The organism is Streptomyces sp. NPDC054863 (assembly GCF_053610825.1).
On sequence record NZ_JBSGZD010000221.1, the window covers coordinates 1 to 13351 of the forward strand.

Genomic DNA, 13351 nt, shown 5'->3' on the forward strand with positions numbered 1-13351 from the left:
TCTGTCGGCCGCCGCTTGCGCCGGTCGTTGCGTGCGCCGCTGTTCCCGCTGGTCGGCGCGATTGTCAGTGCTGCCCCGTACTGTTCTTGCACGAGATGAACAGGAGTGCGGACGGGGGCAGTTGTGGCAGCGGTGCAAGCGGTGGAGGAGCAGGCGCCTGCCTGGCGCGGGGGGTTCGGCCGGCTGTGGTCGGCCGCCGTCGTCTCCAGGTTCGGCGACTCGCTGCGCGGGGCCGCGATGCCGCTGCTCGCCGCCTCGCTGACCGCCGACCCGGTGCTGGTGTCGCTGGTGACCGCGTGCGGCTTCCTGCCCTGGCTGCTGTTCGGACTGCTCGGCGGCGCGGTCGCGGACCGGGTCGACCAGCGGCGGGCGATGTGGGCCGTCGACCTCCTGCGCGGGGTGCTGATGGCGGGCTTCGCGGTGGCCGTTGCGCTGGGGCACGCGTCGATCGCGCTGCTGATCGTGGTGGCCTTCGCCCTCACCACCCTCCAGACCCTCTTCGACAATGCGGCCACGGCCCTGCTGCCCTCGCTCGTCCCGGCCGGGGCGCTGGGCACCGCCAACGCCCGGCTGATGGTCGGGCAGCAGATCGCGAGCACCTTCCTGGCCGCCCCGCTGGTGCCGGTGCTGCTGATCTGGGGCCCCTCCGTGCCGTACGCGGCGGACGCGACGACGTACGTACTGGCGGCCGTCCTGATCGCCTCGCTGCGGACCACGCTGCCGCGGCGCGAGCCCCGGGCGGCGGGCAGCACCCTGCGCGGGGAGATCGCGGAGGGGCTCAAGGTGCTCCGGTCGGACCGGCCGATGCGCGGCCTCTGCATCGCGACCACTCTGTGCAACATCGGGGTGGGCTCCCTCATCGCCGTGCTGGTGCTGCACGTCACCGGCTGGCTGGACGCGGGACAGGCCGGATACGCGGCGGTCCTCGCGGCGTACGGAGTGGGTGCCGTGGTCGGGGGACTGGCTGCGGGCCGGCTTGCCCGCAGGCTCGGGCGAATACGGAGCGTGTTCCTCGCCGGGCTGGTGCAGACCGGCTGCCTCGTCGCCCTGGGGGTGGTGCGGGAGCTGTGGGTGGCGGTCGCGGCCATGGCGGTGTTCGGACTGATGGGCACCGTCTGGAACGCGAACCAGGTGACCCTGATGCAGGAGCGCAGCCCCGCGGCCATGCTGGGGAGGATCAGCGCGGCCTTCCGGACGCTCGCCGTCGCGGGGGCCCCGCTGGGGGCGCTGCTCGGCGGGCTGGTGGCGGCGGGCTGGGGACTGAACACCCCGGCCCTGCTGGCGGCCGTCCTGTTCGGGCTGGCCGTGACCTCACTCGCACCCCTGATCAATTAGGTTGGACGAGGCAGCGGGGGATGCATGCAGATACGAGTAGAAGAGGGCTGATGTCCGAGATGAACGCAATGGACTCGAAGAGCGGCTCGCAGGGCACGGGCGGCCGCACCAGGCTGAACCGGCTGCCCGAGTGGACCGCCCTGGGCAAGCACCGGGAGCAGCTGGGCGACACGCACCTGCGCGACCTGTTCGACGCCGATCCGGCGCGCGGCACCGGCTACACCCTCCGGGTCGGCGACCTGTACCTCGACTACTCCAAGCACCTGGTCACCGACGAGACGCTGGGGCTGCTGCGCGAACTGGCCGGTGCCACCGGGGTGGCCGAGCTGCGCGACGCCATGTTCCGCGGCGAGAAGATCAACACCACCGAGGACCGGGCCGTCCTGCACACCGCGCTGCGCGCCCCGCGCGGAGCGGTGATCGAGGTCGACGGAGAGAACGTCGTCCCGGCCGTGCACGCCGTCCTCGACAAGATGGCCGCCTTCTCCGACAAGGTCCGCTCCGGCGAGTGGACGGGCCACACCGGCAAGCGCATCAGGACGGTCGTCAACATCGGCATCGGCGGCTCCGACCTCGGCCCCGCCATGGCGTACGAGGTGCTGCGCTCCTTCAGCGACCGCGAGCTGGGCTTCCGCTTCGTGTCGAACGTGGACGGCGCCGACCTGCACGAGGCCGTCCGCGACCTCGACCCGGCGGAGACCCTCTTCATCGTCGCCTCGAAGACCTTCACGACGATCGAGACCATCACCAACGCGACGTCCGCCCGCGACTGGCTGCTGACGAAGCTGGGCGCCGACGAGTCCGCCGTCGCCCAGCACTTCGTGGCCCTGTCGACCAACGCCGAGAAGGTCTCCGACTTCGGCATCGACACGGCCAACATGTTCGAGTTCTGGGACTGGGTCGGCGGCCGGTACTCCTACGACTCGGCCATCGGCCTCTCGCTGATGATCGCCATCGGCCCGGAGAGGTTCCGCGAGATGCTCGACGGCTTCCACCAGGTCGACGAGCACTTCCGCACTGCTCCGGCCGAGGAGAACGTGCCGCTGCTGCTCGGTCTGCTGGGCGTCTGGTACGGGGCGTTCTTCGACGCGCAGGCGCATGCGGTCCTGCCGTACAGCCACTACCTGTCGAAGTTCACCGCCTACCTCCAGCAGCTCGACATGGAGTCCAACGGCAAGTCGGTGGACCGTGAAGGCAACCCGGTCGACTGGCAGACCGGGCCGGTCGTCTGGGGCACCCCGGGCACCAACGGACAGCACGCGTACTACCAGTTGCTGCACCAGGGCACCAAGGTCATCCCGGCCGACTTCATCGGGTTCGCCCGCCCGGTCGCCGATCTGACGCCCGGTCTGGAGGCCCAGCACGACCTGCTGATGGCGAACTTCTTCGCCCAGACGCAGGCGCTGGCCTTCGGCAAGACGCCCGACGAGGTGCACGCCGAGGGCGTGGCCGAGGAGCTGGTCCCGCACAAGACCTTCCGCGGCAACCACCCGACGACCACGATCCTCAGCGACGAGCTGACGCCTTCGGTGCTGGGGCAGCTGATCGCGTTGTACGAGCACAAGGTGTTCGTCCAGGGTGCGATCTGGAACATCGACTCCTTCGACCAGTGGGGCGTCGAGCTCGGCAAGGTCCTCGCCAAGAAGATCGAGCCGGTGCTCACCCAGGGCGAGGGCGGCGAGCAGCTCGACAGTTCGACCGCCGCACTGGTGGACAAGTACCGTACGATGCGGGGTCGTTGAGCCCCCGCGTGTCGACTGACAAGGGGTGACAGTGACGGGGACAGGCACGGGGGCCGTAAGGCTCAGGCCGCCGAACAACAAGCTCGACCCGCGGTCCGTCCGCTGGTGGCAGATGCAGTGGCTGGCGCTGGTCGTGCCGCCCGTCCTCGTCCTCGTGCTCCTGGGAATCCTGATCGCCCCGGCCAGGTTCTGGCTGCTGCTGCCCGCGGCCGTCGTCGCGGTGCCGGGGCTGGCCGTCTCGGTGTTCCTGCCGCTGTGGTGGTACCGGGTGCACCGGTGGGAGGTGACGGACAGCGCGGTCTACGTCCGTACCGGGTTCTTCTGGCAGGAGTGGCGGATCGCGCCGATGTCCCGGATCCAGACCGTGGACACCGTGCGCGGTCCGCTCCAGCAGCTCTTCGGGCTGGCCACGGTCGTCGTCACCACCGCCTCCGCCAAGGGGGCGGTGAGGATCGAGGGGCTGGACCACGAGGTGGCCGCCGAACTCGCCGAGCGGCTGACGGAGATCACCGGGGCGACGCCGGGGGACGCGACATGAGCGACGACAAGTCTGCTTATGACGACCCCGAGTGGCGTCGGCTCGACCGGCGCGCGGTCCTCGTCGCCGCGCTGATCATGGGCGGCATCGCCGTCAGCGGCGGCGTGCCCACCGTCATCGGCCTCACCGTGCCCTTCGGGTTCTGGACCGCGCTCGGCTGGGTGCTGGGCGGGGCCGTGGTGTTCATCGGGGGCAGTGCGGGCGCGGAGTACGTGCGGTGGCGGCACACCCGGTACCGGATCGGCCCCGAGCGGGCCGAACTGCACACCGGGCTGCTGCTGGTGAAGCGGCGTTCGCTGGCCCGCGAGCGGATCCGCAACGTCGACCTGACCGCACATCCGCTGCTGCGCGTCTTCGGCCTGGTCAAGGTGCGGATCGGGACGGGCGAGCACAACGGCGGCGCCGAGTCCACCCTCGTGCTGCAGCCGGTCACCCGGCAGGAGGCCGACCGGCTGCGCCGTGAACTCCTCGGCAGGGCTGCTGTTTCCGCCGAGGGGGAGCACGCCGACGGGCGGCTCGCCACCCTCGACCCCGGCTGGATCCGGTACGCGCCGGTGTCCGTCGCCGCCCCCGTGCTCGGCCTGGCGGCCGGTGGCGCGGTGATGCAGGGCAGCGAGTGGGTCGGCATGCAGCGGGGGGTCATCGAGTGGGTGGGTGACCTGTTCAGCGGGGTCGCTGTGGTCTGGATGGTCGCCACGCTCGCGTTGGCGCTGCTGGTCGCGGGCGTGGTCGGTGCGCTCGGGCTGTTCGTCGAGATGTGGTGGGGCTACCGGCTCGACCGCGAGCCGGGCGGCACGCTGCGGGTCCAGCGCGGGCTGTTCACCTCACGGTCGATCTCCATCGAGGAGCGGCGGCTGCGGGGCGTCGAGGTCGTGGAACCGCTGGGCGTGAGGCTGGCCGGGGCCGCTCGGGTGGACGCGGTGGCGACGGGCCTCGCGGAGGGCGATTCCGACAAGCACGCGGACCACAAGACCCTAGTCCCGGCCGTGCCGAAGGAGCTGGCGGACTCGGTGGCCGCGCGGGTGCTGCGCGAACCGGTCGCACCGACGTCGGCGGCCCGGCTGGTGCCGCATCCCGTCGCGGCGCGGGGGCGGCGGCTGCGGTGGTCGGTGGGAGCGGTACTGGCAGTGACCCTGGTACTGGCGGTGCTGGGGGTGCTTCTGACGGACGTGCTGCTGTACGTGGCCGGGGGCTTGGCCGTGGTGATGCTGCCGGTGGCGGTGCTGCTGGCGGTCGACGCGTACCGCGCGCTGGGGCACGGCCTGACCGGGGAGTACCTGGTGATGCGGTCGGGGTCGGTGCGGCGGGCGACGGTGGCGCTGCGGAGGGACGGGGTGATCGGCTTCACGGTGAAGCAGTCGGTCTTCCAGCGGAGGGCGGGGCTGGTCACGGTCATGGCCACGACCGCGGCCGGGGCCGGGGCGTACTCGGTCTACGACGCGGGGGAGTCGGAGGGGCTGGCCTTCGCGGAGGAGGCGGTGGAGGGGTTGCTGGGGCCGTTTCTGGAGCGGGGGTAGGGGCGGGGTGTTTCGCCGCGTGCGAAGGGGTGGGGCGGTTGGTCTTCGTGCGGGTGCGTCGTGGCTGGTCGCGCAGTTCCCCGCGCCCCTGGAAGCCTGCCTCCGAGCCCTCCTGGCGCCGTGACGGGCGGCCGACACCGCCGACCCCCACGCGCAGCGCGACCTTTCGCGACCGCACGCGCTCGCCCCCACGCACCGCGGCCCGGTACACCCCCGAGCGGGGGGTGTACCGGGCCGCGGTACAAGAGGCGCCGTCAGGCGGACGCCGGTGGGTACAGCGCCCGCGGCAGTTCGGACGCCGCCGCCGCGTCCAGCAGCCAGAGCGTGCGGGCGCGTCCGTAGGCACCCGAGGCCGGGGCCTGGACCTCGCCCGGGCCGGAGAGGGCGATCGCCGCCGCCTTCGCCTTGTCCGCGCCTGCCGCCAGGAGCCACACCTCGCGGGCCGCCCGGATCGCCGGGAGGGTGAGCGAGATGCGGGTGGGCGGCGGCTTGGGGGCGCCGTGGACGCCCACCACCGTCCGCTGCGTCTCGCGCACCGCCGGGTGCTCAGGGAAGAGCGACGCGACGTGCGTGTCCGGACCGACGCCCAGCATGAGGACGTCGAAGGTGGGGACGGGGCCGTGGTCCTCGGGGCCCGCCGCCGCGGCCAGTTCCGCCGCGTACGCCGCCGCGGCCGAGTCCGCGTCGTCGAACTCCGCGTCGGACGCCGGCATCGCGTGCACCCGGGCCGGGTCCAGCGGGACCGAGTCCAGCAGGGCCTCCCTGGCCTGGGTGTAGTTGCGCTCCGGGTCGTCGGCGGGGACGTAGCGTTCGTCGCCCCACCACAGGTCCAGGCGCGACCAGTCGATCGCGTCCCGGGCCGGTGAGGTGGCGAGCGCCGCCAGCAGACCGTTGCCGTTGCGGCCGCCGGTGAGGACCACCGAGGCCGAACCGCGGGCCGCCTGCGCGTCGACCACCTTGGTGATCAGCCGGGCAGCCGCGGCCTGCGCCATCAGCTCCTTGTCCCGGTGCACCACCAACTGCGGCGAGCTGCTCATCACTTGGACGCCGCCTTCTTGGCGGCAGCGGGAGCGGCCTTCTTCGCCGGAGCGGGCTTGTCGGCCTTCTCGGCGGGCTTGTCCCCCTCCGACGCCGCGGCGTCCGCCGCCTTGTCCACGACCGCGCCCAGCCGGTCCACGCCGAACTTCAGCGCGGAGGCGTAGGTGTCGTCGGGGTCGAGACGGCGCAGTTCCTCCGCGATGAGCTCGGCGGTCTCGCGCCGCTTCAGCGCCACCGCGCGGTCCGGCTGGCCGCTCATGCACAGGGTGGCCAGCGAACCGTCCGCGCGGTCCAGGACGATCGGGCCGTCCTTGGTCTCCATCCGTACGGCCGTCAGACCGGGACCGGACGAGAGGGTGCGCTTCACCGGGACGTGCAGCCGGTCCGCGAGCCACATGGCGAGCAGCTCGCAGCTCGGGTTGAACTCCTCGCCCTCCACCTCCACCGAGGTGACCTGGGTGGAGACCTGGTCGAGCGCGGCGGCCAGCATCGAGCGCCACGGGGTGATGCGGGCCCAGGAGAGGTCCGTGTCGCCCGGCGTGTAGTTCTCGCTGCGCGCGGTCAGCTCGTGGATCGGCTGCTCGGCGGCGTACGTGTCGGTCACGCGGCGCTGGCCGAGGGCGCCCAGGGGGTCCTTCGCCGGGTCCACGGGACCGTTCACCGGCCACCACACCACCGTCGGGGCGTCGGGCAGGAGGAGCGGCAGGACCACCGACTGGGCGTGGTTGATGACCTCGCCGTAGAGGCGCAGGATCACCGTTTCACCGGTGCCCGCGTCCGCGCCGATCCGTACCTCCGCGTCGAGGCGCGCCTTCGAGCGGTCCCGCGGCGAGCGCGAGGGGCGCTTGATGACGACGAGCTTGCGCGAGGGGTGCTCGCGCGACGCGTCGTTGGCGGCCTTCAGCGCGTCGTACGCGTTCTCCTCGTCCGTCACGATGACGAGGGTCAGCACCATGCCGACGGCGGGGGTTCCCAGGGCCCGCCGTCCCTTCACGAGTGCCTTGTTGATCTTGCTGGAGGTGATGTCCGTCAGGTCGATCTTCATGGCCGGCGCCAGCTCCGTCCGTCTCGTGCGAGCATTTCGTTCGCCTCGTCGGGGCCCCAGGTACCGGACGGGTACTGCGCGGGCTTGCCGTGCGTGTCCCAGTACTGCTCGATCGGGTCGAGGATCCGCCAGGACTGCTCGACCTCTTCCAGCCTCGGGAAGAGGTTGGCGTCGCCGAGCAGGACGTCCAGGATGAGGCGTTCGTACGCCTCGGGGCTGGACTCCGTGAAGGACTCGCCGTAGGCGAAGTCCATCGACACGTCCCGGATCTCCATGGAGGTGCCGGGGACCTTCGAGCCGAAGCGGACCGTGACGCCCTCGTCCGGCTGGACGCGGATGACGATCGCGTTCTGCCCGAGTTCCTCGGTGGCGGTGTGGTCGAAGGGGGAGTGCGGGGCGCGCTGGAAGACGACCGCGATCTCCGTGACGCGGCGGCCGAGCCGCTTGCCCGTACGGAGGTAGAAGGGGACGCCCGCCCAGCGGCGGTTGTCGATCTCCAGCTTGATCGCGGCGTAGGTGTCGGTCTTCGACTTGGGGTCGATGCCGTCCTCCTGGAGGTAGCCGACGGCCTTCTCGCCGCCCTGCCACCCCGCCGCGTACTGCCCGCGCACCGTGTCCCGGCCGAGATCCTTGGGGATCTTGACCGCGCCCAGCACCTTGGACTTCTCCGCGACCAGCGCGTCCGCGTCGAAGGAGGCGGGCTCCTCCATCGCGGTCAGCGCGAGCAGCTGGAGGAGGTGGTTCTGGATGACGTCGCGGGCGGCGCCGATGCCGTCGTAGTACCCGGCCCGGCCGCCGATGCCGATGTCCTCGGCCATGGTGATCTGCACGTGGTCGACGTACGACCGGTTCCAGATCGGCTCGAACATCTGGTTGGCGAAGCGCAGCGCCAGGATGTTCTGAACCGTCTCCTTCCCCAGGTAGTGGTCGATCCGGAAGACCTCGTTCGGCGGGAAGACCTCGTGCACGATCCGGTTGAGCTCCTGCGCGGAGTCCAGGTCGTGCCCGAAGGGCTTCTCGATGACGGCGCGCCGCCAGGAGTTCTCCTGCTGGTCGGCCAGTCCGTGCTTCTTGAGCTGCTGGACGACCTGGGGGAAGAACTTCGGCGGTACGGACAGGTAGAAGGCGAAGTTGCCGCCCGTGCCCTGCGCCTGGTCGAGCTCGGCGATCGTCGACTTCAGCGTCTCGAACGCCTCGTCGTCGTCGAAGTCGCCCTGCACGAAGCGCATGCCCTGGATCAGCTGCTGCCAGACCTCCTCGCGGAACTCCGTGCGCGCGTGCTCCTTGACCGCGTCGTGCACGACCTGCGCGAAGTCCTCGCTGGCCCAGTCGCGGCGGGCGAAGCCGATGAGCGAGAAGCCCGGCGGCAGCAGGCCGCGATTGGCCAGGTCGTACACGGCAGGCATCAACTTTTTACGGGACAAATCGCCCGTGACGCCGAAAATGACCAGGCCCGACGGCCCCGCGATACGCGGGAGCCGTCGATCCTGTGCGTCACGCAGCGGATTGCTGCTGGACAAGTGGTCAGCCCTTCGAAGGTGCGAGGCGCTGGAGCTCGGCCTCGGTCGACTTGAGCAGGTCGTTCCAGGCGTCCTCGAACTTGTCGACGCCCTCGGTCTCCAGGAGTGCCACGACGTCGTCGTAGGAGACGCCCAGCTTCTCCAGGGCGTCGAGGTCGGCGCGGGCCTGCTCGTACGTGCCCGCGATGGTGTTGCCGGTGATCTGCCCGTGGTCGGCCGTGGCCTCCAGGGTCGCCTCCGGCATGGTGTTCACCGTGCCGGGCGCCACCAGGTCGTCGACGTACAGCGTGTCCTTGTACGACGGGTCCTTGACGCCGGTCGAGGCCCACAGCGGACGCTGCTTGTTGGCCTGCGCCTTGTCGAGGGCCGCCCAGCGGTCGGACGAGAAGACCTCTTCGAACGCCTGGTACGCGAGACGGGCGTTGGCCAGCGCGGCCTTGCCCTTGAGGGCCTTGGCCTCGTCCGTGCCCAGTCCTTCGAGGCGCTTGTCGATCTCGGTGTCCACGCGGGACACGAAGAAGGACGCCACCGAGTGGATCTTGGAGAGGTCCAGGCCGGCGGCCTTCGCCTTCTCCAGGCCCGCCAGGTACGCGTCCATGACCTCGCGGTAGCGCTCCAGCGAGAAGATCAGCGTGACGTTGACGCTGATGCCCTTGCCGATGACCTCGGTGATGGCCGGCAGACCGGCCTTCGTCGCCGGGATCTTGATGAGCGTGTTGGGGCGGTCCACCAGCCAGGCGAGCTGCTTGGCCTCGGCGACCGTCGCCAGGGTGTTGTGCGCCAGGCGCGGGTCGACCTCGATGGAGACCCGGCCGTCCTGGCCCTGCGTCGCGTCGAAGACCGGGCGCAGGATGTCGGCGGCGTCCCTCACGTCCGCCGTCGTGATCATGCGGATGGCTTCCTCGACGGTGACCTTGCGGGCCGCTAGGTCGGTCAGCTGGACGTCGTAGCCGTCGCCCTGCGAGATCGCCTTCTGGAAGATCGAGGGGTTGGTGGTGACGCCCACGACGTGCTGCTGGTCGATCAGCTCGGCGAGGTTGCCGGACGTGATCCGCTTGCGCGACAGGTCGTCGAGCCAGATCGCCACGCCCTCGTCGGAGAGGCGCTTGAGTGCGTCTGTCATGAGTTCTGCATCTCCTACTGGTCTGTGTCTCTACGGGCGTCAGCGCTGGGCGGCGGCGAGGGATTCCCGGGCGGCGGCCGCGACGGCCTCGCCGGTGAAACCGAACTCCTTGAAGAGGACCTTGCCGTCCGCCGAGGCGCCGAAGTGCTCCAGCGAAACGATCCGGCCCGCGTCGCCCACGTACTTGTGCCAGGTCAGACCGATACCGGCCTCGACCGCCACGCGCGCCTTGACCGACGGGGGCAGGACGCTGTCCCGGTAGCTCTGGTCCTGCTCCTCGAACCACTCCACCGACGGCATCGACACGACGCGCGTCGGGATGCCGGCGGCCTGGAGCTCCTCGCGCGCCTCGACGGCGAGCTGGACCTCGGAACCGGTGCCGATGAGGACCACCTGGGCGTCGCCGCCCTCGGCCTCGAACAGCACGTAGCCGCCCTTGGCCGCGCCCTCGTTGCGCTCGTACGTCGGTACGCCCTGGCGGGTCAGCACGAGGCCCGTCGGGGCGCCCTTGCCGAAGACCTTCGTGTAACGCTTGAGGATCTCGCGCCAGGCGATCGCCGTCTCGTTGGCGTCCGCCGGGCGGACGACGTTGAGGCCGGGGATGGCGCGCAGCGAGGCCAGGTGCTCGACCGGCTGGTGGGTCGGGCCGTCCTCGCCGAGACCGACCGAGTCGTGCGTCCAGACGTACGTCACCGGCAGGTGCATCAGCGCGGAGAGCCGCACGGAGTTGCGCATGTAGTCGGAGAACACCAGGAAGGTGCCGCCGTAGATGCGGGTGTTGCCGTGCAGCGCGATGCCGTTCATCTCGGCGGCCATCGAGTGCTCGCGGATGCCGAAGTGGATCGTGCGGCCGTACGGGTCCGCCTCCGGGAGGGGGTTGCCCTCGGGGAGGAACGACGACGTCTTGTCGATCGTCGTGTTGTTCGAGCCCGCGAGGTCGGCGGAGCCGCCCCACAGCTCGGGGATGACCGCGCCGAGCGCCTGGAGGACCTTGCCGGATGCCGCACGCGTGGCGAGGCCCTTGCCGGTCTCGAAGGCGGGGAGCTTCTCCTCCCAGCCCGCGGGCAGCTCGGCCGCGGAGATGCGGTCGAACTCGGCCGCGCGCTCCGGGTTCGCGGTGCGCCAGGCGGCGAAGCCCTTCTCCCACTCGGCCTTCGCCTGGGCACCCCGGTCGAGGGCCTCACGGGTGTGCGCGATGACCTCGTCGGCGACCTCGAAGGACTGCTCCGGGTCGAAACCGAGCACGCGCTTGGTGGCCGCGACCTCGTCGTCGCCGAGCGCCGAGCCGTGCGCGGCCTCGGTGTTCTGCGCGTTCGGCGCGGGCCAGGCGATGATCGAGCGCATCGCGATGAAGGACGGCCTGTCGGTGACCGACTTGGCCTCGACGATCGCGTCGTACAGCGCCTCGGGGTCGAGGTCGCCGTCCGGCTTGGGCGCCACGCGCTGGACGTGCCAGCCGTACGCCTCGTACCGCTTCATGGTGTCCTCGGAGACGGCCGTCTCCGTGTCGCCCTCGATCGAGATGTGGTTGTCGTCCCACAGAAGCACCAGGTTGCCGAGCTTCTGGTGGCCGGCCATCGAGGACGCCTCGCCGGAGATGCCCTCCTGGAGGCAGCCGTCACCGGCGACGGCGTAGATGAAGTGGTCGAACGGGGACTCGCCCGGCGCCGCCTCGGGGTCGAACAGGCCGCGCTCGTAGCGGGCGGCCATGGCCATGCCCACCGCGTTGGCGACGCCCTGGCCCAGCGGGCCCGTCGTCGTCTCGACACCGGTGGTGTGCCCGTACTCCGGGTGGCCCGGCGTCTTGGAACCCCAGGTGCGGAACGCCTTGAGGTCGTCCAGCTCCAGGCCGAAACCGGCCAGGTACAGCTGGGTGTAGAGAGTGAGGGACGAGTGGCCCGCGGAAAGGACGAAGCGGTCGCGGCCCGTCCACTCGGCGTCCGCCGGGTCGTGCCGCATCACCTTCTGGAAGAGGGTGTACGCGGCCGGGGCCAGGCTCATTGCCGTACCCGGATGGCCGTTGCCGACCTTCTGTACGGCGTCCGCGGCCAGGACGCGGGCGGTGTCTACGGCCCGCTGGTCCAATTCGGTCCACTCAAGGTCTGTGGTGGTCGGCTTGGTGCTCACCCTGGGTCAGGGCTCCTCTCCACAATGTTTGGTCCCGGTGTCTGTTCGCCGCACCGGGGCGCTGTCGAGCCTACCCCCGCAGGAACGCGCAAAATTTCGAGTCCACGCCGCGGAAAACGGACGCGTCAGTGACCAGGGTGCGCGCGTCAAACGGGGTTCGCCTCTCGACGAACGCATTTCCGTATACATCGGGACACTACTCCCGGTGCACCCGGACCCCGCGGCTGCTTCACGGACGGCCCAACACGACCCCACCCCGGCGAAGGGCGACGTATGGGCAACGTCTAGAGTGGCGTGGTACGCGCAAGTCTTTACCGGGCCTTCACGTCCGGAGCTTGCTTAAGAATTCTCTGTCAGGGGTGTGCGTGACGGCCGTCGAGTCCCGACCCGCAGGGGTCGCCTTGACACCCAGCCCGGGGGGCCATCGGCCGACCGGCGCGAGGGTCAAGGCGTTTGTGGCACTGACCAAGCCGAGGATCATCGAGCTTCTGCTGATCACCACCGTTCCGGTGATGTTCCTCGCGGAGCAGGGTGTCCCCGACCTGTGGCTGGTGCTGGCAACCTGCTTCGGCGGTTATCTCTCCGCCGGTGGCGCCAATGCGCTGAACATGTACATCGACCGCGACATCGACGCGCTGATGGACCGCACGTCGCAGCGTCCGCTGGTCACCGGAATGGTCAGCCCGCCCGAATGCCTCGTCTTCGGCATCTCGCTCGCGGTGATCTCCACGCTCTGGTTCGGACTGCTGATCAACTGGCTGTCCGCCGCGCTGTCGCTGGGCGCGCTGCTCTTCTACGTCGTCGTCTACACGATGATCCTGAAGCGCCGCACCGCGCAGAACATCGTCTGGGGCGGCATCGCGGGCTGCCTGCCGGTCCTCATCGGCTGGTCCTCGGTGACTAACTCGCTGTCCTGGGCCGCGCTGATCCTCTTCCTGGTCATCTTCTTCTGGACGCCGCCGCACTACTGGCCGCTGTCCATGAAGGTCAAGGACGACTACGCCCGTGCGGGCGTGCCGATGCTGCCGGTCGTGGCGGGCAACAAGGCGGTCGCCAAGCAGATCGTGCTCTACAGCTGGGTGATGGTCGCCGTCTCCCTGCTGCTCCAGCCGCTCGGCTACACGGGCTGGTTCTACACCGCGGTCGCGGCCGTCACCGGCGGCTGGTGGCTCTGGGAGGCGCACGGCCTCCAGTCGCGCGCCAAGGCGGAGGTCACGGGCGCGAAGCTCAAGGAGATGCGGCTGTTCCACTGGTCGATCACCTACGTCTCGCTGTTGTTCGTGGCGGTCGCCGTGGACCCCTTCCTGCGCTGGTAGCGGTACGTACGTCCGAGGCGGGCGGGACACGTGGTCAAGGCCACGTGTCC

At 70.5% G+C, this 13351-nt stretch carries 10 protein-coding genes; 5 read left to right on the top strand and 5 right to left on the bottom strand.

The window, feature by feature from the left end; translation table 11 throughout:
- Positions 1-123: 123 nt before the first annotated feature.
- The 4 genes from ACWGIG_RS28860 (at position 124) to ACWGIG_RS28875 (ending at position 5132) form a co-directional block, all read left to right on the top strand.
- Complete coding sequence (locus ACWGIG_RS28860; protein ID WP_453324621.1) at positions 124-1335, top strand: MFS transporter; 1212 nt, start codon at positions 124-126, stop codon at positions 1333-1335.
- Between the two features lie 50 nt (positions 1336-1385).
- Positions 1386-3077, top strand: coding sequence for a glucose-6-phosphate isomerase (gene pgi / locus ACWGIG_RS28865; RefSeq protein WP_453324622.1), 1692 nt, complete (start codon positions 1386-1388; stop codon positions 3075-3077).
- Positions 3078-3189: 112 nt separating this feature from the next.
- Complete coding sequence (locus ACWGIG_RS28870; protein ID WP_453324629.1) at positions 3190-3615, top strand: PH domain-containing protein; 426 nt, start codon at positions 3190-3192, stop codon at positions 3613-3615.
- Complete coding sequence (locus tag ACWGIG_RS28875; RefSeq protein WP_453324623.1) at positions 3612-5132, top strand: PH domain-containing protein; 1521 nt, start codon at positions 3612-3614, stop codon at positions 5130-5132. The genes ACWGIG_RS28870 and ACWGIG_RS28875 overlap by 4 nt, the downstream gene beginning before the upstream one ends.
- Before the next feature lie 254 nt (positions 5133-5386).
- Here ACWGIG_RS28875 and pgl read toward each other — a convergent pair whose 3' ends face one another.
- Genes pgl through tkt form a run of 5 tightly spaced genes read right to left on the bottom strand, consistent with a single transcriptional unit; the run spans position 5387 to position 11985 of the window.
- On the bottom strand, positions 5387-6169 hold the full coding sequence (pgl, locus tag ACWGIG_RS28880) for a 6-phosphogluconolactonase (RefSeq protein WP_453324624.1): 783 nt from the start codon (positions 6167-6169) through the stop codon (positions 5387-5389).
- Complete coding sequence (gene opcA / locus ACWGIG_RS28885; protein WP_453324625.1) at positions 6169-7215, bottom strand: glucose-6-phosphate dehydrogenase assembly protein OpcA; 1047 nt, start codon at positions 7213-7215, stop codon at positions 6169-6171. The genes pgl and opcA overlap by 1 nt, the downstream gene beginning before the upstream one ends.
- The gene (gene zwf, locus ACWGIG_RS28890) at positions 7212-8735 is read right to left on the bottom strand and encodes a glucose-6-phosphate dehydrogenase (protein WP_453324626.1); all 1524 of its coding nucleotides are present in this window, start codon (positions 8733-8735) and stop codon (positions 7212-7214) included. Before zwf ends, opcA begins: the two co-directional genes overlap by 4 nt.
- A gap of 4 nt (positions 8736-8739) precedes the next feature.
- A complete protein-coding gene (gene tal, locus ACWGIG_RS28895) occupies positions 8740-9858 on the bottom strand; it encodes a transaldolase (RefSeq protein ID WP_453324627.1) in 1119 nt (372 codons plus the stop codon).
- 39 nt (positions 9859-9897) lie between these two features.
- On the bottom strand, positions 9898-11985 hold the full coding sequence (gene tkt / locus ACWGIG_RS28900; RefSeq protein WP_453324628.1) for a transketolase: 2088 nt from the start codon (positions 11983-11985) through the stop codon (positions 9898-9900).
- Positions 11986-12344: 359 nt separating this feature from the next.
- On the opposite strand from tkt, the gene ACWGIG_RS28905 reads away from it, so the two are divergent.
- The gene (locus ACWGIG_RS28905) at positions 12345-13301 is read left to right on the top strand and encodes a heme o synthase (RefSeq protein WP_453324630.1); all 957 of its coding nucleotides are present in this window, start codon (positions 12345-12347) and stop codon (positions 13299-13301) included.
- Positions 13302-13351: the final 50 nt, after the last annotated feature.